The 23,289-nt window shown below is 19.3% G+C and carries 21 protein-coding genes and 1 other RNA gene; 17 read left to right on the forward strand and 5 right to left on the reverse strand.

Translation table 11 applies throughout. The features are described 5' to 3' along the window. Positions 1 to 265 precede the first annotated feature (265 nt). The 13 genes from F1741_RS01110 to F1741_RS01170 all read left to right on the forward strand — a co-directional run bounded on the left by F1741_RS01110 (position 266) and on the right by F1741_RS01170 (position 13,567). The gene (locus F1741_RS01110; RefSeq protein WP_152309775.1) at positions 266 to 2,455 is read left to right on the forward strand and encodes a polyribonucleotide nucleotidyltransferase; all 2,190 of its coding nucleotides are present in this window, start codon (positions 266 to 268) and stop codon (positions 2,453 to 2,455) included. Positions 2,456 to 2,514: 59 nt separating this feature from the next. Beyond that, positions 2,515 to 2,940, forward strand: an RNA gene (gene rnpB / locus F1741_RS01115) — RNase P RNA component class B. A 98-nt stretch (positions 2,941 to 3,038) separates the two neighbouring features. Beyond that, positions 3,039 to 4,535 (forward strand): lysine--tRNA ligase, encoded by a 1,497-nt coding sequence (gene lysS, locus F1741_RS01120; RefSeq protein WP_152309776.1) that lies wholly within the window; start codon positions 3,039 to 3,041, stop codon positions 4,533 to 4,535. Between the two features lie 84 nt (positions 4,536 to 4,619). Continuing rightward, positions 4,620 to 7,238: a PHP domain-containing protein gene (locus F1741_RS01125; protein WP_152309777.1), complete on the forward strand. Its 2,619-nt coding sequence runs from the start codon at positions 4,620 to 4,622 to the stop codon at positions 7,236 to 7,238. Between the two features lie 43 nt (positions 7,239 to 7,281). Beyond that, on the forward strand, positions 7,282 to 7,758 hold the full coding sequence (locus tag F1741_RS01130) for a hypothetical protein (RefSeq protein ID WP_152309778.1): 477 nt from the start codon (positions 7,282 to 7,284) through the stop codon (positions 7,756 to 7,758). 43 nt (positions 7,759 to 7,801) lie between these two features. Further along, complete coding sequence (locus tag F1741_RS01135; protein WP_152309779.1) at positions 7,802 to 8,470, forward strand: hypothetical protein; 669 nt, start codon at positions 7,802 to 7,804, stop codon at positions 8,468 to 8,470. Positions 8,471 to 8,498: 28 nt separating this feature from the next. Continuing rightward, positions 8,499 to 9,572 (forward strand): GNAT family N-acetyltransferase, encoded by a 1,074-nt coding sequence (locus F1741_RS01140; RefSeq protein WP_152309780.1) that lies wholly within the window; start codon positions 8,499 to 8,501, stop codon positions 9,570 to 9,572. Positions 9,573 to 9,650: 78 nt separating this feature from the next. Beyond that, positions 9,651 to 10,556: a rhodanese-related sulfurtransferase gene (locus F1741_RS01145; protein ID WP_152309781.1), complete on the forward strand. Its 906-nt coding sequence runs from the start codon at positions 9,651 to 9,653 to the stop codon at positions 10,554 to 10,556. 88 nt (positions 10,557 to 10,644) lie between these two features. After that, the gene (rplU, locus tag F1741_RS01150; RefSeq protein ID WP_152309782.1) at positions 10,645 to 10,959 is read left to right on the forward strand and encodes a 50S ribosomal protein L21; all 315 of its coding nucleotides are present in this window, start codon (positions 10,645 to 10,647) and stop codon (positions 10,957 to 10,959) included. Between the two features lie 8 nt (positions 10,960 to 10,967). Continuing rightward, positions 10,968 to 11,276, forward strand: coding sequence for a ribosomal-processing cysteine protease Prp (locus tag F1741_RS01155; RefSeq protein WP_152309783.1), 309 nt, complete (start codon positions 10,968 to 10,970; stop codon positions 11,274 to 11,276). 23 nt (positions 11,277 to 11,299) lie between these two features. Beyond that, the gene (gene rpmA, locus F1741_RS01160) at positions 11,300 to 11,593 is read left to right on the forward strand and encodes a 50S ribosomal protein L27 (protein WP_152309784.1); all 294 of its coding nucleotides are present in this window, start codon (positions 11,300 to 11,302) and stop codon (positions 11,591 to 11,593) included. A 24-nt stretch (positions 11,594 to 11,617) separates the two neighbouring features. After that, positions 11,618 to 12,883: a GTPase ObgE gene (gene obgE / locus F1741_RS01165; RefSeq protein WP_193310878.1), complete on the forward strand. Its 1,266-nt coding sequence runs from the start codon at positions 11,618 to 11,620 to the stop codon at positions 12,881 to 12,883. 30 nt (positions 12,884 to 12,913) lie between these two features. Next, positions 12,914 to 13,567 (forward strand): hypothetical protein, encoded by a 654-nt coding sequence (locus F1741_RS01170; RefSeq protein ID WP_152309786.1) that lies wholly within the window; start codon positions 12,914 to 12,916, stop codon positions 13,565 to 13,567. On the opposite strand, the gene F1741_RS01175 is transcribed toward F1741_RS01170, so the two are convergent. Further along, positions 13,527 to 14,267 carry a TrmH family RNA methyltransferase gene (locus F1741_RS01175; RefSeq protein ID WP_152309787.1) on the reverse strand — a complete coding sequence of 247 codons (741 nt, stop codon included), beginning with the start codon at positions 14,265 to 14,267 and terminating at the stop codon, positions 13,527 to 13,529. The two genes, F1741_RS01170 and F1741_RS01175, sit on opposite strands and share 41 nt — an antisense overlap. Positions 14,268 to 14,561: 294 nt before the next feature. Continuing rightward, entirely contained in the window at positions 14,562 to 15,350 is a 789-nt protein-coding gene (locus F1741_RS01180) for a hypothetical protein (protein WP_152309788.1), read from the reverse strand. Between the two features lie 891 nt (positions 15,351 to 16,241). Between F1741_RS01180 and F1741_RS01185 the strand changes: the two genes are divergently transcribed. Together F1741_RS01185 and F1741_RS01190 are read left to right on the forward strand one after the other, a co-directional pair. After that, the gene (locus F1741_RS01185; RefSeq protein ID WP_152309789.1) at positions 16,242 to 16,865 is read left to right on the forward strand and encodes a hypothetical protein; all 624 of its coding nucleotides are present in this window, start codon (positions 16,242 to 16,244) and stop codon (positions 16,863 to 16,865) included. A gap of 338 nt (positions 16,866 to 17,203) precedes the next feature. Next, on the forward strand, positions 17,204 to 17,662 hold the full coding sequence (locus tag F1741_RS01190; protein ID WP_152309790.1) for a hypothetical protein: 459 nt from the start codon (positions 17,204 to 17,206) through the stop codon (positions 17,660 to 17,662). A 124-nt stretch (positions 17,663 to 17,786) separates the two neighbouring features. On the opposite strand, the gene F1741_RS01195 is transcribed toward F1741_RS01190, so the two are convergent. From F1741_RS01195 to F1741_RS01205, 3 genes are all read right to left on the reverse strand, one after another. Beyond that, entirely contained in the window at positions 17,787 to 18,179 is a 393-nt protein-coding gene (locus F1741_RS01195) for an effector protein (protein WP_244609565.1), read from the reverse strand. A gap of 317 nt (positions 18,180 to 18,496) precedes the next feature. After that, entirely contained in the window at positions 18,497 to 19,384 is an 888-nt protein-coding gene (locus tag F1741_RS01200; RefSeq protein WP_152309792.1) for a hypothetical protein, read from the reverse strand. Between the two features lie 119 nt (positions 19,385 to 19,503). Then, positions 19,504 to 20,157, reverse strand: a complete 654-nt coding sequence (locus F1741_RS01205; protein ID WP_152309793.1) for a hypothetical protein — start codon at positions 20,155 to 20,157, stop codon at positions 19,504 to 19,506. A gap of 509 nt (positions 20,158 to 20,666) precedes the next feature. Between F1741_RS01205 and F1741_RS01210 the strand changes: the two genes are divergently transcribed. Beyond that, positions 20,667 to 21,503: a hypothetical protein gene (locus tag F1741_RS01210; protein WP_152309794.1), complete on the forward strand. Its 837-nt coding sequence runs from the start codon at positions 20,667 to 20,669 to the stop codon at positions 21,501 to 21,503. A gap of 92 nt (positions 21,504 to 21,595) precedes the next feature. Continuing rightward, positions 21,596 to 23,170 (forward strand): ABC transporter ATP-binding protein, encoded by a 1,575-nt coding sequence (locus F1741_RS01215; RefSeq protein WP_152309795.1) that lies wholly within the window; start codon positions 21,596 to 21,598, stop codon positions 23,168 to 23,170. Positions 23,171 to 23,289: the final 119 nt, after the last annotated feature.

Consider the following 23,289-nt stretch of genomic DNA (forward strand, 5'->3'; position numbering starts at 1 on the left):
ACTTTTAAAAAGTAGTTAATTTTAAAGGTTGAACTTGGAAAGCCGGATGCATGGAGACATGCCTGTCCGGTTTGGGTGAGGGCTTATTGAAACCTAGTTATTTTATTTTTAAATTAACAAAGGCGCAATATTTCTATTCACATTCAGAGGGTCCTAGGTTCGAGCCCTAGTATAGGCGCCATGTTTTTATTTTTTTTATTTTATTATTTTCAAAAATAGTTTTTATATTTAATTTGAAAGTAAAATAAAGAGAGGAAATCTATAAATGAATTCTAAAACTTTTAAAACTATTTTTGAAAATAATTTATTGACTGTTGAAATTGATAAATTAGCTAGACAAGCTAACGGAACTGTTTTAGTTAGTTATAATGATACTGTTATTCTTAGTGTTTCTATAATGAGAGAACAAAAAAATAAATTAAATTATTTTCCTCTAATGGTTTTATATCAAGAAAAACTTTATGCAGCAGGAAAAATTCCTGGTAGTTTTTCTAAAAGAGAAGGAAAACCATCTGATCAAGAAATTTTAAATGCAAGATTAATCGATAGATCTTTGAGACCTTTATTCGATATAGAAATTAGAAATGAAATTCAAATAGTTAATACTGTTTTAAGTAGTAATTTTGATTGTAATAATGAAGTATTTGCTATTTTATGTAGTTCTCTTTCTTTAATAGTTTCTGATATACCTTTTGAAGAACCTGTTTCTGCAGTTTGTATAGGTAAAATAGATAAAAAATTAATTATTAATCCTAATTCACAACAAAAAGAGAAATCCGAATTTTTATTAATATTATCTGGTACTAAAGAAAATTTAAATATGATCGAATCTATAGCTAAAGAATCTTCCGAAGAGGATTTATTAGAAGCAATGAAGTTAGGTCATGAAGTAATTAGGGAACTTTGTTTTTTTCAAGAAAAAATAAAAAAAGAAATAAATCCTGAAAAAAAAGATATTTTAAAATTAGAATCAGAACAAAAATCAGAAATAGAAACAGAAATAGAAAAAGAAATTTTTCAAAATTATAAAAATAATATTAGAGATTTTTTTTATTCTAATAATAATAAAGTGATTTTTTCTAAAAAAGAGATTAATCAAAAAATTCAAAAAATTAAAAATTCAATTTTAAATCAGTACCAAGAATTTCAAGAAAATGAAGGAAAAATAAAAAATTTTTTTTCTTCAGAACAAATAAAAGAAAAGATTTTTAAAATAGAATCCATTTTAGATAATTTATTAGTTGATGAATTACGTTCGATGATTATTAATAAACAAAAAAGAATTGATCAAAGAGAATTAGATGAAATTAGACCTATCGATATTCAAATAGGATTATTGCCTAGAACCCATGGTTCTGCTATTTTTAATAGAGGCGAAACACAAAGTTTGGCTGTAGTAACTTTAGGTAATTTAAATGAAAGCAAAACAGTTGATGATTTGTCTGAAGAGGAAGAAAAAAGATTTATTTTACATTATAATTTTCCTGCTTTTTCTGTCGGCGAAATAGGAAGATATTTAGCTCCAACTCGAAGAGAAATTGGCCACGGAATATTAGCTGAAAAAGCTTTATTAAATGTTTTACCTTCTGAAGAATTATTTCCTTATACTATTAGAGTGGTATCAGAAATTTTAGAATCTAACGGTTCTTCCTCTCAAGCAACTATTTGCGCAACTTCTTTAGCTTTAATGGATGCTGGAGTACCTATCAAAAGATCTGTAGCAGGAATTTCAATTGGTTTGTTTTATGAAAATGATAAAAATTATTTTCTTTTAAGTGATATAAATGGTTTAGAAGATCATGCTGGAGATATGGATTTTAAAGTATCTGGAACTAAGAAAGGTATTACTTGTTTACAAATGGATATTAAAATAAGAAATATTAATTTTGATATTTTAAAACAATCATTGCAAAAAGCAAAGATAGCAAGGCTTAAAATTTTAGAGAAAATGGATTCAATTATATCTCAATCAAGAAAACAAGTTTCTTTTTACGCTCCTAAAGTAAAAATAATTAAAATTAAAACAGAACAAATTCGAGATGTTATAGGAACAGGCGGAAAAATTATTTCTCGTATTATTGATAAGTATGATAATGTTAAAATAGATATTAAACAAGACGGAACAATATTAATTTTTCATCAAAACGAAGAAATAGTTCAAAAAACAGCTGATTATATTTTAAATTTAGTTAAAGATATTAAAATAGGAGAATTTTATAAAGTAACTGTTTTAAGATTTTTGAATGATAAAAAAGGTCAACATTTTGGAGCCATTGTAGAAATTTTTCCAGGTGTAGAAGGTTTTATTCATATAAGTAAGTTATCACATTATAAAGTTAATAAAATGGAAAATTTTATTAATATAGGAGATGTAATAGTTGTGAAATGTATTAGTATTAATGAAAAAGGTCGTGTTGAGTTTTCTTTAAAAGAATATAATGATAAAAAAAATTAGTTTTTTAACTAAAAAGTACTTTTTTTGTTTAATTTTTGTTAAAATAATACTGTTAAAATAACATAAGGTGATCAAGGTTTAGTATTTTAAATAAATATTAAGTTTAGGAAAGTCCATGTTAGCACATGTTTCAGGAATAACATGTAGTGTTTGTGCTTAAGAAAAAAATAACTTAAGGTACTTAATTTTATTGAGTAACGGCTTTTTTAGATTCTAAGAACTTATTTTTATAAGTTTATGAAAATAAAAAAATAAAGTGCCACAGAGACGAGTTAATTAGAAATAATTAAGTGAAACGCGGTAAACCCCTCAAGCTAATAATCCAAAAAAAGGTAGGAGCACATAAAATAAACTTTTCCTGATTTTATTAAAGTTATTTTTATGCTATTTAAATTGAATTAAATAGAGATAAATGATCACACTTATTTTATAAAATAATTATTTTTGATTATTTTAAAAATAAGCACAGAACATGGCTTATGCATGTTATTTTTTAAAATAGAATCTTAGTCATAACAAAGATTCTATTTTTTTTATAAAAAAATAAAAATATCAATTAAAAGGATTCATTTTAATAAAAAATATGATTAAAAAAGATAAAAAATTAGAACATTATAAAGTTAGATTAAAAAAAATAGATATTTTAAAAAAATTAAATATACATCCTTTTATAAATAAATTTGTGAATTCTCATTTAATTTCTAATATATTTAATGAATATAATAATTATGAAAGAGAAGAATTAGAAGAAAAAAAAATTTTGGTGTCAGTTTCCGGTAGAATTATTTTAAAAAGAGATCAGGGTAAAACAGGTTTTGTTCTTTTACAAGATTTTGATGATTTTATTCAATTATATATAAATCAAAAAATAATATCGGATAAAGATTTTCAAATTTATAAAAATTCTGATTTAGGAGATATTATAGGCGTTATTGGTAATTTATTTAAAACTAAAACTAACGAATTAACAATTAAAGTTTCTCAATTTGTTCATTTAAGTAAAAGTTTATTACCTTTGCCTGATAAACATAGAGGATTAAAAAATAAAGAATATATTAGAAAAAAACGTTATATTGATTTAATAGTAAATTCTAAAACTAGAAAAATATTCATTACCCGTAATAAAATTCTTAAATCGATTCGAAATTTTTTTGATAGTAGAAGTTTTATAGAAGTAGAAACTCCGATTTTAAATTCTATATTAGGTGGTGCAGCTGCTAAACCTTTTATTACTCATCATAATTTTTTAGAATCTGATTTTTATTTAAGGATAGCTACCGAAATACCTTTGAAAAAAATAATTGTAGGAGGTATGAAAGCTGTTTATGAAATAGGCAGAGTTTTTCGTAATGAAGGGATGGATGCTAATCATAATCCAGAATTTACCACAATAGAAGCATATTTAGCGTACGCTGATATGGAAGAGATGATGAAATTAACACAGTCTTGTTTACAAGAAGTTTGTCAAAATATCTTAGGAACACTTCAATTTGAATATCAAAAAAATATAATTGATTTTAGCAAATTTTATAAATATGATATGTTAGATATTATTAAAGAAAAAACAGGCATAGATTTTAATATAGAAATGCCATTATCTAAATATCAGGAAATAGCATTAGAAAATGAAATTATTTTAAAGTCTTTTTATACTAAAGGTCATATTATAATTGCTTTTTTTGAAAAATTTGTTGAACCTTTTTTAATCCAACCTACTTTTATTTATAATTATCCTGTAGAAGTTAGTCCTTTAGCTCAAAAAAATTTTAAAAAAAAAGGTTTTGTAGAGAGATTTGAGTTGTTTATTAGCGGTAAAGAATTAGTTAACGCTTTTAGCGAGTTGAATGATCCCATAGAACAAAAAGAACGTTTTCAAGAACAATTATTACAAAAACAATTAGGAAATGATGAGACTGAAGAAATGGATGATGATTTTATTGAAGCTTTAGAATTTGGTATGCCTCCTACTGGAGGAATGGGGATGGGAATAGATCGTTTAGTTATGTTTTTGACTAATACTTCTAATATTAGAGATGTAATTTTATTTCCTCATTTTAAATTTCATAAAGAAAAAAAATAAAAAAATATTTTATAATGATTTTTTTATTTTTTCTTATAAATTATAAAGCATTTGAAATATGAGAGGTTATAAATTGTTTTTATTATGTTAGGTGTTTTTTATTTACAAACTTTTTATAGTATTATGAAAAGTATTGATTCTGTAGAGAATTTAATTAAAAAAGCTAAGAAAAACAGTTATGATTTTGTTGCTTTAAGTGAAGATGAAAATTTATATAGTATGATATATTTTCTTGATTTATGTGATAAATATAAAATAAAACCTATTATAGGAGTTAAAATATATTTACATTTAGATTTTGTTTTTCTCAAAGAAAAAATTGGGATTTTGATCTATTCTTTAAATGATACAGGAATTAGAAATTTAATTCAAATTGTTAATTTAATTAAAATTAAAAAAGATCCTAATTATATTCTATTATCAGAATTAGTTTTATTTCAAGAAGGAAATTTTTTTATATTATCTAACATAGATTTTGTTTTTTGTAATATTCTTGAAGGAGAAAAAATTAAACATATTTTATTTATATTAAAATCTAAAATAAAATATTTTTTTTTAGGTCTTTCTTTACAATCTGATTTTTTAGAAATATTTTCTAACATTTTTCTTTCATTATCTGAACAAATTAATATTAAAGTAGTTCCAGTACATAAAACAAATTATTTAGAAGAGAAAGATAAAGAAGTTTATGAATTTTTATTAGAATTATCCAATCAAAAACTAAATAAAAATTTTAATTTTAATTTTTTAGATAAAGATAAAATAAAAAAAAAATATCAAGTTTATTTTGATGATTATAAAGATATTTTTTTAGATTTAGATTTTTTTATAGAAAAAATAAAATATTCCAATAATATAATCAATTTTGTTAATAAATTACCATTTGATAAATCAGAAGAACCGAATCATTTTTTAAAAAAAATAGTTTATAAAAAATTATTAAAAAAATTTTCTGAAAAACCCGATCAATTACAAATATATTCTAAAAGATTATCTAAAGAATTAAAGATTATACAAGAAGTTTCTTATGCTGAATATTTTTTAATTGTTTATGATTTGGTATCTTATGCTAAAAAGAAAAAAATTTTAATAGGACCTGGAAGAGGTTCATCATCTAGTTCTTTAGTTTGTTTTTTTTTAGGTATTACAGAAGTAAATCCTTTATTATATGATCTTATTTTTGAAAGATTTTTAAATTCAAATAGAAAACAAATGCCAGATATTGATTTAGATTTTCCAGATGATAAGATAATTTTAATTTTGAATTATATAGTTAAAAAATATGGAATTCATAATGTTGCTAATATAATTACTTTTTACACTTTAAGTATAAAAAGTTTAAAAAATGAATTTAAAAAGAAAAAATTAAATATTAATATCGAAAAAATAAAAAAATTAGAAGGAATTCCTAAAAATATAGGGACTCATCCAGCAGGTATTATTATCAGTAAATATAATCTTTATGATTGTTTACCAGTTCAAAAAAATAACCAGAATAATAATCCTTTTTTATATCAAACTCAATTTGATATCAAACAGTTAACAAAAATAGGTATTAATAAAATAGATTTATTAAGTTTAAAAAATTTATCTTTTGTAGAAAAAATTTTAATAAAAATTCCTAAACAACATAAAATTAATTGGTCAGAAATTTCTTTAACAGATTCTGATACTTTTCGAACATTACAACAAGCATATACTAATTATATTTTTCAATTAGAATCTTCCAATGCTCGAAAAATTTTAAAAAAAGTTTTTCCAAAAAAATTTGAGGATTTAGTGGATGTATTAGCTTTAAATAGGCCAGGACCTATTATTTTTCTTAACGATTATATAAAAAATAAAAAAAATCCCCCCATTAATATTATTGATAAATCAATTGATTTTATAGTATCTAAAACTAATGGTATCATTTTATATCAAGAGCAAATTATGGAAATAGCTTTTCATTTTGCAGGATACAATTTGGGTGAAGCAGAATTATTTATGAAAAGTGTTACTAGTTTAAAAAATAAAAATTGTTATGATGATTTAATAAAAAAAAAATTTATTAATTCAAGTGAAAAAAAAGGACATGAACGTATTTTATGTTATAAGATTTATAATTATATTTTAAAGTTTTCTAATTATACTTTTAATAAAAGTCATAGTGTTGCTTATTCTTTGATAAGTTATCGTATGACTTATCTGAAAACTCATTTTTTTTTGTTTTTTTTTATGGTTCTTTTAGATGAAAATATAAAAAATTCGATCAAAACTTTTGAATTAATAACAGAAATAAGGTCTAATAAAAAGGTATTTTTTTTAAAACCTGATATTTTTTTAAGTACTTTAGAATATAAATTAGTAGAAAATAACAAAATTTTATTACCATTAACTACAATTAAAAATTTAGACGTAAATGTGTGTCGATTGATTATCCAAGAAAGAGAAAAAAAGCAATTTCAAGATTTTTATGATTTTAAATACAGATGTAAAAGAATTTTAAACAATATTATATTGAAAGATTTAATTTTTTCAGGTTCTTTAGATAGTTTTGGTTTTAAAAGAAAAACTTTATTTCAAAATGCAAATTTGGATTTTTTAGAAAATGAAGAATATTTTCGAAAAAAAATAGAGCAAGAAGATGAATATCCTCTGGAATATTTAAAAGCAGAAATAATTAAAATTTTTGGTTTTTATTTAGATTGTTTTATTTTTTAATTAAATGAATTAAATTAAATAAAGAAAGGTTAATTAATATTGAATGAATTGTCCGAATATATTTTTTAATTTTGTTAATTTTGTCAAAAAGACTTTTAATTATATTTTTTTATTATGTCAAAAAAAAAATAAATTTATAATTGTTGTTTCAGGTATAATAATTTTTGTTTTATGTTTAATTTATGGTCTTAAAAGAGATATTTACAAAAAAAATAATAATTATTATTGGAAAAATTTTCAGTTTGATTTAAAATACAATGTTAGTTATATTAGGTTTGAATTAGATGATATTGAAGAAGCTAGAGTAGATTATGAAAATAGATTCATCGGTATAAAATCTATGTTTTTAGGTATAATTATTTGTGTTATTTGGTTTAGTTTAAAAAAAGGATTAACTATTGGTATTAGTTTAGGTACTTTTTTAGGTTCATGTTTAGGTATTTGGATGTTTATTTTTTTTCCTTATTTGATATATTCATTAGAATTATTTATTATTAATCTTTTTAAGATTAGTTTTTGAAATTAAAAATATAGAAAGATATTTAAATAATAGAGTTAAAATTATGAAAATTGATTTTTTTAAAAAAATTGTGATTATTTCCGTTTTAGTTTCTCTCGCTATTTTATCTGACTTAGTTTCTGGAATGATTTTTTTTTCAATGCCTTTTGGTGGAAAAATTATGAAGCTTTCTTTCATTATTCTTTTTCTTTCAGGTTTTATTTTAGGTTTTAAAACAGGATTTATTATTTGTTTTTTTTATTCTTTTTTTCACATAGGGAAATTTTTTTACCGATTATCTTCTGTAGACAAATTATTTAATTTTAATTTGCAAGATGTTTTTTTAAGTATGTTATTTGATTATATTTTGCCTGATATAGTGATTAGTTTTTCTGGTATCAAACAAAAAGTATTAAATAAAAATATAAAAGATAAGTTTTATAATAAAAGTTATGAAATTTTTCGTATTTTAAAATTAATGTTTATTATTAGTTTTTTTAGATTTTTATTTTTTTTCACTTCTAGTTATTATGTTTATTTTTCTAAAATAAAATCTAAAATAGATATATCAAATAAAATAAATTATTTTATTAGTTTATTTAGTGGTGATAATTTATTGTTATTCTGTTTTTTATATTGTTTTATTCCTGTATTTGTAAATTTTTTTCTTAGTAGTTTATTTATTATTCTTTTTAATTATCGTATTAAAAATGCTTTAGAAAAATATAATTAATTTTTTAAAATTTTATAATGGAGTTTTTATGAATTTTCTAAATTTTAAACCTCCTAAGATTATTTCTTTTAATGATAATCATTTTGCAAAATCAATAGATAAATTATTATCAGAAGAAAATTTAAAAAAAGATTTTATAGAAGAATATGCTGTTATTTTATCTAATAATGAAGAAATAATAGGATTAATAGGACGTTATGCTAACAATTTACGTTGTTTAGTTGTAAATAGAAAATATCGTCAATATAATATAGCTAATGTTTTAGTTGGTTTTATGTCTAAAAGAATTTATCAAAAAAATTTTAGAGATATTTTTGTTTTTACAAAAATTATTAATTTAGATATTTTTCAAAATATGGGTTTTAAATTAATATTTCAAAATAATAGTTTTTGTTTTTTAACTAGTAGATATGATTTATTTGAAGATTATTTAAATTATTTATCAGAAAATAAATTTAAATCTACTTTTGATGATGATGGAAAATTAAATAGTGTTATTGTTATGAATGCAAATCCTTTCACTAAAGGACATAAATTTATTATTCAAAATGCTATAAAAAAAAGTAATTTTGTTTATGTAATTGTGGTTAAAGAAGATGTATCTTTATTCACATATCAACAACGTTTTACAATGGTAGAATTAGGTGTTAAGTATTTAAAAAATGTTAGAATACTAGAAGGTAGTAATTATATCATTTCAAAAAATATTTTCCCTTCTTATTTTTTCAAAAGCCAAGAAGAATCATCTGTAGAACAAATGTATTTAGATTCTTATATTTTTAGTGATTTTATAGCTCCTAGACTTAATGTAAAAAAACGTTTTGTTGGTGAAGAACCTTTTTCAAAAACTACTTTACTTTATAATAATGTAATGAATAAAGTTTTTTTAGAAAAAAAAATAGAATTAGTTATTATACCTAGAATGTTATTTCAGAGAAAAGCTATTTCAGCTACTCAAGTTAGGAAATTATTTATTCAAGGTAATTTTGAAAAAATTAAAAATTTAGTTCCAAAAAGTACTTTTAATTTTTTGAAAAAATTAGATTATTTAAAATATCGAACAGATCCAGATTTATTAAAATTAGTAGATAAAGGATTTTGATTTATTTTTGGGATAGTCAAAGATCAAATAAATAAATAAAAACTAATAAACAAAGAAAGGTGTTGTATATTTTAAATTATGTTAATAGATAACAATTATTACATTATTTTATTTTATTATTATACCAAAATAAAGGAACCAGAAAAATTACAAAAAGAACAGTTAGATTATTGCAAAAAATTAGGTCTTGTAGGAAGAATTATTATTGCTTCTGAAGGAATTAATGGTACTTTATCTGGTTTGCGTCAAAATATTGAATTATATATGCTTGATTTAAAAAAAAACAAATATTTTAAAAAAATAGAATTTAAAATAATAGAATACAATAGAAATGTGTTTCCTAAACTTGCTGTAAAAATTCGAAAAGAAATAGTTTCTTTAAAATTAAAAAAAGATATTTTTCCTGATATTAACAAAACATCTTATTTAGAACCAAAACAATTTTTTAATTTTTTAAAAGAAAAAAAAAATATTTTTTTGTTAGATGTAAGAAATATTTATGAATATAATTTGGGTCATTTTAAAAATGCTGTCAATCCTAATATCGAGAATTTTAGAGATTTACCAAAATGGATAGAAAAAGAAATTTTAAATTTTAAAAATAAAAAAACCCTTCTTTATTGTACAGGTGGTGTTCGTTGTGAAAAAATTTCTGCTTTGTTAAAAGAGAAAGGAGTTAAAGAAGTTTATCAACTTAAAGGTGGTATTATTAACTATAGTCAAGATAAACAAGTTCAAGGTGAATTATTTCAAGGTCAAATGTATGTTTTCGATCAAAGAATTGCTGTAAAAGTTAACAATAAAGAAAACGTAGTGGTGGGAAGAGATTATTTTGATCAAACTCCTTGCGAAAGGTATATTAATTGTTCTAATCCTGAATGTAATAAACAAATTTTGTGTAGTAAAAAGAATGAATTAGAAAAATTAGGAAGTTGTTCGATTCAATGCAGAAAAAATCCTAAAAATCGTTTTTTTAAAAATTAATATTTTTTTTTAAAAAAATTAAATTTTATTAAAAAAAAATAAGATATATAATATAAGATATAATCATATATAGAAAAGAGGTTTATTAATGTTTGCTATTATTAAGTCTGGTAATAAACAATATAAAGTTTCTCCAGGACAAGAAGTTTTTGTTGAAAAATTGTCTTTAAATGAAAACGAAAATTATTTATTTGATAAAGTTTTAGCTTTAGAGAATGATAAAAATCAAACTTTATTAGGAAATCCTTTTTTGAAAAATGTTAAAATAGAGTCTAAAGTTATTAAACAAGGCAAAGCAAAAAAGATTATTGTTTTTAAATATAAAAAGAGAAAAAAATATCGTTTAAAAAAAGGTCATAGACAATTATACACCAAATTACTTATTACTAAATTTATTTTTTAATAAATAATATGATCCAATATTTTTTTTATTATAAAAATAATATTATCTATAAAGTGACTATTAAAGGGCATGCTTTTTACTCTGACAGAGGAAAGGATATTATTTGTGCATCTGTTTCAACAGCTGTTTTAATGACTTTAAATTTGATAGAAATATTCAAATTACAAAAAAATATTAAATATAGTTTAAAAAAAGGAAACTTGATTTTAAAAGTTTTGATTCAAGATCTAATAATAGAAAATTTATTAAAAAATTTAGAATACTCTTTAAGAGATTTAAATAAGAAATATGTAAATAATTTAATAGAAAAAAAGTAAACAGAAGGAGTATAGTTATTATTATGTTAAGAATAGATATTCAATTATTTGCCTCTAAAAAAGGAGTTAGTTCTACTAGAAATGGTAGAGATTCTCATTCAAAAAGGTTAGGATTTAAGTTATCAGACGGACAGTATGCTAATGCTGGTTCTATAATTTTTCGTCAAAGAGGGACAAAAATATTTCCTGGAAAGAATGTAGGAATAGGAAAAGATCATACTTTATTTTCTTTAATTAGTGGCATTGTAAAATACGAAGTTAATAAAAATAAAAAGAAAAAAGTTTCTGTTTATTTATATGATAAAAAACAAAATTAAAAAAAAGTTTAGATAATAATATTTATGAATTTTATAGATAAAACAATTAATTTTGTCCAAGCAGGAAAAGGTGGAGATGGTATTGTTGCTTTTAGAAGAGAAAAGTATGTTCCTTATGGAGGCCCTTATGGCGGAAGTGGAGGAAATGGTGGTTCTGTTATTTTTATAGGAGATTCTGGATTAAATACTCTTTTAACTCTTCAATATCAAAAAAAAATAAGGGCATCAAATGGTTCTAATGGGCAAAATAAAAATAAAAATGGTGCTAAAGCTTCTGATCATGTAATTAAAGTACCTTTAGGTACTTTAGTATATAATAACGAAAATAACGAATTAATAGGAGAAATTATAAATCATGGTGAACATTTAGTTATCGCAAGAGGTGGTAAAGGAGGTCGAGGAAATTACTCTTTAGCTAATGCTAAAAATAGAGCACCTAATTTTGCTGAAAAGGGTGATTTAGGAGAAAGTTTAACTATTAGAGTAGAATTAAAAATTTTAGCTGATGTGGGGATGATAGGTTTTCCTAATGTAGGTAAATCTTCTTTAATTTCAACAATTTCTAATTCTAAATCTAGAGTAGATATTTATCCATTTACTACTTTAAAACCTTTTTTAGGAAGAGTTTTTTTTAAAGAAAAAAGTTTTACAATAGCTGATATACCTGGATTAATTAAAGATTCTCATTTAGGAAAAGGAATGGGTATTCGTTTTTTAAAACATATTGAAAGATGTAAAGTTTTATTATTTGTTTTAAGCGCAGAAAGCAAAAATGTTTATAAAGATTATTGTGATTTAATAATAGAATTGAAAAAATATAATAATATTATTTTGAATAAACCTCAAATAATAGCTTTAAATAAGATGGATTTACCAGAATCTCATAAAAAAATACCTCTAAAAATTAAAATTATTCCTATTTCCGTTTTAAAAAAACAAAATTTAGATTTATTATTAAATCAAATTGATCAATGTTTGACAAAAGATGTTAAAATTATTCAAAATATAAAAAAAGATTCTATAAAAGTATTTACATTAAACAATCAAGAAAATAATAAGAATAAAAAAAATGTTTTTGAAATTTTGAAAAATAATCAAGGTGTTTTTGTAGTTAATAGCGAAATAATTGAAAAATGGTTTTATCGAACTGATTTTAATAACGATGAATCTGTAAAAAGGTTTTGTTTTTTTTTAAAAAAAATAGGTTTAGAAGAAGCATTAATAAAAAAAGGTATGACTAATAAAGATAAAGTTAAAATTTGTAATTTGATATTTGAATTATTATTTTAATTGATTATAGAAAGAAAAAAATATTGTTATATGTTCAAAAAAAATCACCTTTCTTTACAAGAAATTGTTATTACCTCTTTTTTGTCTGCTCTTAATATTGTTTTTTATATATCATTATTTTCTGTAAAAAAGAATAGTCTTTTTCCTCTTTATGTTTTGAAAAAAGTTTCTTATAAATTGTTTTTATCTGACTTTTTTGTTTTATTATCTGCTATTCCTTTTTTATTTTTACCTTTTTATTCGAGAAAATCATTTTCATTTTTAGGATCTTTTATTTCTGAAGCTGGTTGTTTTTTTTTAAGAGGTTCTAAATATGCTTATAATCCTTTTGTTAGTTTTTTTTATGCTATTTGTTGGGGTATATTGCCCAATATTTTTTTTAAGAATAAAAAAAATTTTATAAAAAAGAAAAAAAACTTTTTTAGTATATATTTTTTTTTAACTATAATTATTTTTTTTCATTTTATTTTTTATACTGTTTTTAATATATTATGTGCAAATTATTTGTATTTGAAAGATTTATCGTGGAAAAAAAATTTTGATATAATAGAATTCTTATTCAAAAGATATTTATTTATTAGATTTTTTTTATTATTTTTATATTCTTTTATAATTACTTACTTATATATTAAATTGAGTAGTGTTATTTTAAAATATACATCAAAATACTACCAGCTGAACTAACATTTAAACTTTCTGTTTGGATTGATGTTTCAATATTTAATAAAAAATTAGATATTTTTTTAATTTCATTAGAAATTCCTAATCCTTCGTTACCTAGAATTAAAATTCTTTTTTTATGTTGATTTAAAAAAATATTATCTATTTTTTTTATATTAATATTTTTTTCATGAACACAAGCACTAAAAATAGTATATTTTTGTTTTATCATATTATTGAGAAAGTTATAAATATTACCTTTTTCTAGTGATAAATTAAAAAAAGCACCTTGACTAGTTCTAATTATTTTTTCATGATATAAATCAACTGAATCATGACTAAAAAAAACATGTTGAAATCCAAAAGCACAAGCGCTTCTTAACAAATTTCCTATATTTCCTGGATCTTGAATATTATCTAAAACCAAAATTTTTTGATTTATTTTCGGTTTTTCATTGTTAATTTTACAAAGAGCTATTTCAGGGAATAAAATTTTTTGTGGATGTATCTCTTTTAATAATTCTTTTGTTATTGTGATAACATTTTTTTTATTTTTTTTTTCATTATATAGACTATAAATTTGTTTAACTATTTTTTTTTTCCAGGCTTCTTCTATAGAGTGTTTTCCGAATACTACGAATTCTTTATAAAAAAGTCTGTATTTAGCAAATTTCACTAGTTTTTTTAATTTTTTGAAATGAATGTTTTTTTTAGATAAAATCATTTTTATTTAATATATTATTAATTATTAAAAAGATTTTTTAATAATGAGACCTTTTTTATTTTTTTATTAAAATTTAAATTATTTTTTTAAAAGTGTTTATTCATTACTCATAGTATAACTTAAAAATATAGAAAATAAATAAAATATAAAAAATAAATAATAAATTTTTTATTTGATTTAAAATTTTTAATAAATAATCCGAAAACTATATATAAATTAAAAATAAAAACTCTTTTTTAAAAAAAGAGTTTTTATTTTTAATTTATATTAAATACTTTATAATCGTATTTTATTTTATATTTTTTTGGTAAAAGAAATATTTTCTATACCAAGGCAAAAATCAAAAAATAAATTTTCTGTTGTATAAGAATACGTTTTAAAAAGAAACATAATTGGTATTTTGTTTTCATCAGGAGATTTTGTTATTTCTATATCTAAAACTAAATCCAGAACATTATCCGCATTGAATCTAGTGTGTTGTTGAGAACCAACATAAGAGTGACTTTGAGTATCATACACAAAACTATAAATAATTCTACTGTCTGGCTCATTAGAGCTTGTGTTATTTTTTAATTTTAATTTCTGTTGTCCTTCTTCAAATAATGATTCAAAATTGCACAAAGGTATATGAGCTGTAGAAGCTATACAATCTTGTTTTTGTACAGAAAGATAATTTAAATGATTTGGATTATCATAGTTAGGGAAAAGTTGATAAAAATCAATCGAAACATAAAAATTAATTAATATTTCTGAAAATTTATTTTGAATTTCGTTTAAAGAACTAACTCCTAAATGTTGAGGATAATTTAAATCTATTTTAATACTTTTTAAAATATCATAAAAAGAAGCTTCATTGCTATTTGAATTTAATTTATGATTTAGTTTTTCCAATTTCTTAATACTGGCTGAATTACTAGTTAGTTTTAAACATTTGGATGGATATCTATACGTAGATGTTGAAGGATTCATTGCAAATAAATGGTTTTGTTGAAAAATAAATAAAAATAAAATGAATATAAATTTAAAATAATTTTTATTTAAAAAAATATTTTTCTTAATATTATATTTATTATTTAATTTCATTAATTTAATTTATACACCTCATAATTTTATGATTTTTTATTTAAATTCAAAATTAAATTAAAAAATTGAAAAGTTTGATTAAATATTAAAATATATTCAAAAAACACTATCATTTTAATAATTTATAGATAAATGTCAAATTAAATATTAAATATTTATTATTTAATTATTCATATAAAATAATTTGATCTTTTTTGATTAAAATTTTTAAAGATTGACATTTAGCTTTTTTTGTATTTGTGATGTTTTTATTGTTTGTAATTTTAATAAATTTCAAGTAATCAAAAATTTTAGCTATTAGTAATAAACAAAATATAATCTAATTTAGTTAATTTTGCTAATAAAAAATGAGAAAACAAATTAGATAAAAAGAATTAAGAAGTAATTGAAAATTAATTAAAGATTCAAATTTATGTTCTGAATTAAATAAAGCATTTGTTAATTTTTAATAAATTTTGTTAAAAAAATATATTCATAATTAGATAATTCATAGTTAATTTAATATTAAAAAAATCTAAAAACTAAATTAATAAAAATATTAAAAAATATTAGTATAATCATTAAATTATTTAAATTATTAAATTTTTTTGCTGAATTTTTTGAAAAAAACATAATTTTAGTTAAAATTTGTTTTAATAATAGAATTTATTTTACGAAAAATAATTTTTTGTTGTTATCTCTTTAAAGTTATTTTTAATATTTAGTAAATTTTAATTTTAAAAAATTTTTTTTATTTTTATCATTTTTTATGATAAATAATGTCAAAATTTTAATATAATATGTTTGATAATTTTTTGTAACTTTATTTTAAATTTTAGTTATAAAAAATTATTTTTTTGCTTTATTAAGATTTTTTTTGAAAAAAATAAATTAAAAAAAGGATATCTAAGAATGAAAAAAAATAAAGATGAAAAAAATAATTTAAAAACTTATACTAAAGTCAATAATAAAGAGGGTGATATATTTAAAATTTATTCGGGTTTTGTTATAGGTGTTATTATTGGTTTTTGTATTATTTTCAATTTATTTAGTTTGTTAAAATCTTTTATAGATGAAAAATTATGTTCAAAAGAAAAATTGCTTTTTATTTTATTAGAAGAAACGGTAATCTTATTAAGAATTAGTTTTGTTTATATTTTTGCTAATTTTTTATATTGTTTTGTTGTTTATTTTAATCTTATCCCATCTAAGATTAATTTTTTTCAAAAAATAAAATATTTTAATTTAAGAAACTCTTCTGAATCTAATAAAGAAAATAAAAATTTTTCTGAATCTAATAAAGAAAATCTTAATATTTATTTTTATATTTTAGGTTCTTTTTTCATTTACTTAATTTTTCTTGTATTTTTAAATATTATCCAAATTTTTATTGATTTTGTGTTTAAAAAAGAAATAACAATAGATCAATTTTTGTGGATTACTTTTTTTTCTGTCATAATTTTTAATTATTATTTTGATTTTTTAAAGTATATATTACAGAAAAAAAAGATGAAAAATATTGAGAAAGAAAATTAAAATAAAGCAAATTCAAGTGAAAATTAATATTTTTAAAATGAAAGAAAAAAATAGACAATGTTTTTTTATTTAAATAAAAATAAATAATTTTTACTTTTTTTTATATAAAAAAAGTAGAAAAGTTTATATTTTTTTATTTTGTTTATTGGGTTTGATTTTTACTATTTTATGATTTTTTTAAAAAAAATTTATTTTAAATTATTATTTTATAAATATAATAACAAATATAGTTTTTTATATAGTCAACCTTATTTATAAAAATAAAATTTTTATTATATACAAATTAAAAATAATATATAATTAGTTTGTAAATATATTAGAAAGTTTTTTTAAGAATTATGAATTTTAATACCAAAAAAAAAAATAAATTTAATTTAATATTTTTATTTATTACAATTTTATTTTTAATATTAACTAATAATTATAAATTTGATTCAGTTTTTGCAGGTTTATTTCATTCCATACAAGACAAAGATATTGTTTTAAAAAATGTTCCTTCAGAAATTAAAAATAAAATAAAACCTTTTCAAAAGAAAATAGATTATTTGTTAAAAGAAAAAGATTTAATTGTAAAAGAATTTACAAGAATAGAAGAAAGTATTTTTGCTTTAAAATCAGAAATAAAAGAAATAAAGACTGTTTCTGGAAAAACATTCAAATTTAAAAATTCAAACGATTTAAAAATATTCTATTTACAACAAAAAAAAGATTTTTTTATAAAAAGAAAAGATGAAATTTCATCAGAAATTAAAATGATAGAAAATTTAATTAAAGATATTTTAGAATCTAGTTTTTAATTTTTTTTTAAAAAAATATTACAAATTTTTAAATAAAATAAAAAAATATTATCAGAAATATTTTTTTACAAATAAAAAAATTTCGGTTTGTTAAGACCGAAATTTTTTTTATTTTTAATTTTTTTTATTTTTTATAAGAAGATAAAATTCTTCTCAATTTAATTTCTAAATACACTTTTTCTAAATATATTTCTTCTAGTTGTTTTTCAAGTAATAATTTTTTTTTTCTTAAAAAAAATATTTGAAATTTTAAATTAATTAAATTTTTTTCTGGAATATTAGGGTTTGTTTGATTTTGAATTTTTAAATAAGATAATAAATTTTTTTCTGATTTATGGATTTCGTTTAAAATTGAATTTTTTTGCATATATAAATCATCTATTTGAGATGTTAAAATTTCAATTTCTTTTTCTTTTTCTGAGTAATTAATTTCTTTTTCTGAATAATTTGATTTGTTAAATATTGAATAAACTTTACCTGCATAAATTAAATTAGATTTTGAATAATTTATTAACATAAAAAATGACAATACCATAAATAAAAAAACAGAATTCAATCTTATTTTTTTTGAATTTAAATACATATTTTATAATATCTTTCTAATATAATTTTTTAAATTAAAAATCATAATAATTATAACTATTAAAACAGTTAAAAATTATAAAAATTTAATTTTTTTTATAAAGATAATAAAATTCTTTTAGAAAGATAAATTTTATTAAATAATAATAATTAATATTGAAAATAAAAAAATGATAATTTTAATTTTTTAATTTTTTTAACCTTTATTTAATAAACTAAAACATTTGCTCAAATTAGCTATTTTTAAATGTTTCACAAATTTTCAATTTTTGAATAACAATATGTATAAACGTTTGAAATAGTGGATAATTTATTTTTTTGATGATGATGATTTTGTATATTTTTTTTATCTGTTTTTATTTTTTTGATTTTATAACCCATTGAATCATATTCATTTTCAGATATAGTTTTATTTATTACTTTACGAAGGAAAATAAAATTATATAGTTTTGTAAAAGGAAATGAAAAATTGTTTTCATAATGAATATCGTACAATATTTTCTTTATTAATTGTCCTTTTTCATTATATTCAAAATAATATGTTTCTGTGAAGTATTTATAATTATACTTATTCAACAAAAAATTTATTAAAGAATCTTGATTATGAATATTGTTAAGAATATAATAGAATTTTTTTTTACTTTTTACTCTTCCTTGTTCATCGTAATTGTATTTTTCTATAATTCGATTATTATCATCTTTTATTTTAATTAGTTGATCTTGATCATTATATAAATAATATGAAATATTTTGTTTATGTGATTTCTCAAATTTAAATACAAAAAAATTATTGCGAATTGTGACTATTTTGCTAATAATTTTGGATTTTTTTCCTTGAAGGTTATCATATTCATATTGACAAATTTTATATGGTTCATTTTGATCAAGTAAATAATATTCTTTTTCTTTTAGTACAATTTGGTTGTTTAATAATTTTTGATATTTATATTTTACTTCTGTTCTGCTAAAATCATGATTATGATATCTAGCTGTTTTTAATAATAAAGAATTTGTATTTCCATATACTTTATAATTGTTTTTAAGACAAAACAAAATAAGCATTAATATTATTAATATTTTTAATATTTTAATTTTAAAAAATGTATTTATGATTTTATTATTAATAATTTGGTTTTTCATTTTTTTTATATTTCTTTCTTTTAATTTTTTTTTGATGATTATTAACAAATTAAAAAAAAATTTATTTTTATTATAAAATTTTATTAATAAACTCTATATTTATAAAAATTATCCGAATTTTATTCAGATAATTCTAAAACTAACTGAACTTCTGGATTTATATTAACATCTACAAAAAATTTTTTATCTAGATCTGTATAACCATCTGCGTATATTTCTAAATCTAATATCAAATTTTGTGATGGGGATTCCTCATATTCCTCATTTTTTATTTTGGTTTCAATTATAATTGTTAATTCATTAGCTGATGTATTATTGATGTCTTCTATGTTTATTGTCCTTGGATAGATATGATGAAGTAAAATATTCTCGTTTTGTGTATGTTGTTCTAAATCAATGACATTTATTCTAGGAGTTCTAACAACAGTTGAATCAATAACTTGTTCTTGATTATTTTTCAGAATAGAATACATATTAAATCTGTTTAAATAAAAAAAAGAACATTTTTGTTTAAATTCTTCAAAAGATTCTATTCCTAATTCTTCTGTTAGATCAGCTTTTAAATGTACTAATAAATTCATGCTTGTATTTGGATTAAGATTTGGGTTTACAGATGATATTGTTTCAATAATTCTTGAATTTTGATAAAGAGCGTAAGTTGTTATTGATTTTCTTACAGCAAAAACATTATTATTTAAAAAAAATAAAAATAAAAAATTGATAAAAATCAAAGATATATTAATCTGATTTTTTTTATTATTTAAATAAAACACTATTAAGTACTCCTTTATTATTATTTTTTTATTTATTCTTTAACAACTCTTTTATTTAATATGATGATAACATTCTTATTTGTCCAACATACATAGTAAGATATTATAACTTTTTTTAAAAAAATAAAATTTTTTATACATATTTTATGATAATATTTAAATTAATTAAATATTTTTTAAGTTTTTACTTTAAAAACTTAAAAAATTTAATAATAATTTTAGAGAAAATTATGGATTTTTTAAAAATATAAAGTAATAATTATTAAAAATGATTTTAATAAAATAAAAGTCAAAAATTTTTTTCTTTTCAAATTAAAAAGAATAATTTCCAAATTTATTTATTTTTTAAACTTATTTTTTTCATAAAAAATTTAATATTTCTTTTTTTTATATTTTTGATAAATTATATTTAAAGTTATGTTATAATGAAAGTTAATTTTATAAATTATTTTTTTTTAAAATATGAGAAATCAATTTAAAAAAAATAAAATTAAGGTAGCAAACTAATTATGTATATTTTAACACCTAAAAATAAAAATTTAAATTTAAAATCAAATTATCCAAAAAATTTAATTTTGATTGTTTATTTTTTAGTTTTATATTTTTTTATTACAAATTTTTTTTCTAATTTAAAATTAAGAAATTTTTTAATTGATTTTAAGTTAGATCAAAAAAAGAATTCATTATATATTAGACAAGGAACTCTTTTTTCTGATTTGAGTAATTTGAAAGAAGGGGACGAAATATTTTTTTTATACGATGGAAGAGAAAAAAAAGCTAATATTATTAATAATAATATAAAGAATAAAAATGTTCTTGCTTCAATTCAAACTGAAAAATTTTTGAATTCAAATTTAACTAATGTATTCCAAACCGAAATTGATTATAAACTAATTTTGTCTAAAATAATTTTCGATATAAAAATAATGAGAATAAATATGTTTCATTTTGTTACTATATTTTTTTCTATCATTTGTTTCATTTTTTTTGATTTGTTTTTTTCTAAAAGAAAAATAGAAATAGAATTAACGAATGATTATTATAAAAAATATTTTTTTTCAATTTTAAATAAAATTTTATTTTTAAACTTAATGTTTAGTTTATTTATATTAATTGATAAAAATATACTAATGTATTTTTACTTAATGTTTTGTTTTTATGTTGTGGATAAATATTATGATGATCCATTAATGTACATTTACATTGTTTTATTATCTTATTTAACTTATTATTACTTAGAAAATCTATTTTTTTATTTAATAAATACTGAAGGAGAAGTTTCATTATTTGAGGTTGCTTTTATACTTCTTTCAATGTTAAATATTTATAAATTATTGTGTAATTAATATTTTTTTATGAGCTATAATTCATGAATTATAAATAAATTTTTATTTTTTGTTATTTAATGAAAAAAATTATGTTGAGGTTAAAATAATTTATGTTGAAATTAGAAAATTCAAAAGAATTTATGTTTAGATTAACAAATGTTAATAAAAAATATAATTGTAAAAAAAATGATATTACAGATGCTTTGATTAATTTTTCTATTAATTTGCCTAAAAAAGGTTTTATATTTGTTTTAGGTAAATCTGGTTCAGGCAAAACAACTCTTTTTAATATTTTATCAGGAATAGATACTGCTGATTCAGGAGACGTTTGGGTAGCTGGTAAATTTCTTAATAAACTTAGTATAAAAGAATTAGATGATTATAGAAATGGTATGATTGATTTTATTTTTCAGGATTTTCATTTCATTGAAGAAATAAATGTTTTAGAAAATATCAAATTAATTTTTCATTTACAAAATAAAAAACCTGATGAAAAAAAAATAGATTCTTTATTTGAAGAATTAGGTTTAGATAAAAAAATCAAATATAGAAAAATAAATGAACTTTCAGGCGGACAAAAACAAAGAATAAGTATAATTCGTGCTCTTTTAAAAGATTCGAAAATTATTTTAGCAGATGAACCTACAAATAATTTAGATAATATAACAGGTCAAAAAGTTTATGAAAAATTAAAAGAAGAATCAAAAAAAAAATTGGTTATAATGATTACACATGATGAATCAAAATTATGTGATTATGCTGATCAAATAATTAGAATGAATAATGGTATTTTAGAACAAAACTTAATTAGAACACAAAATAATAAGTTTATACCTATAGTTCAAATAGATAAAAATTTTTATCCAAAAAATGAAAATGAAAAAGAAGAAATTATTAATTCAAATAAAGATTTTGTTTCTATACCTAGTTCATTAAATTTTAAACTTTTCTTTAAAATGGCTTTTAGTGCTTTGATGTATAAAAAATTTCTTTTAATTATTTTTATTTTTGCTATATCATTTTTAACTACAGTAAATTTATCTTTACCTATAGCAATGTCTTATAATGATGAAAAATATTTTACTTTGTTTGAATATTTTTTTAAAAATATTAATAGAATTATTCTTGATTTGACTAACTTTTCGGCTAGTATCGATTCTAATTCTCAATCTACTGAAATTATAGATTCAATTTTTGGTTTGTCTTGGAAAACACAAATGTTTTATTTTACTTTTTGTTTTATTATTCCTGCTTCTTTAATTTTTATATATTTTTTAATAGGTATTCGTTTTAAAAGAAAAGAAATCGGTGTTTTAAAAATTTTAGGAGTAAATAATTTTACTGTAATAAAAATATTTTTATTTGAATGTTTTCTTTTTTCAATTATTCTTGCTTTGTTATCAAATGGAATTTTTTATTGGATTATGTCTAATTTTTTTGTATTAAATGCTTTGACATTTAAAGGCAATATTGATATTACAAAACATCTAATTCCTCGTGTTCCTTATACTCCTGACATGTTTAAACTTCTAATTCTATTTTTAAGTTATTCTCCTTTTAAGAGATCATTGTTTTGCTTTTTGAATGTGTTAACTGTTCATTTTTTCTTTAGTGTTATTTGCGTTTCAATACTTTTATTTTTCTTATATAGAAAAAAAACTATAGACATTATTTGGAAAAAATAATTTTATAGTTTTTTATTTTTTTATTGATAATTAAAATTAAATAATAATGGGTGTTTAAATTTTTTATCATAATTTTTTTATCCATTATTTTTTGATTATATTTTCTAATTATTAGAAAA

The sequence above is a fragment of the 'Cynodon dactylon' phytoplasma genome, from assembly GCF_009268075.1.
Lineage (GTDB): Bacteria > Bacillota_I > Bacilli_A > Acholeplasmatales > Acholeplasmataceae > Phytoplasma > Phytoplasma cynodontis.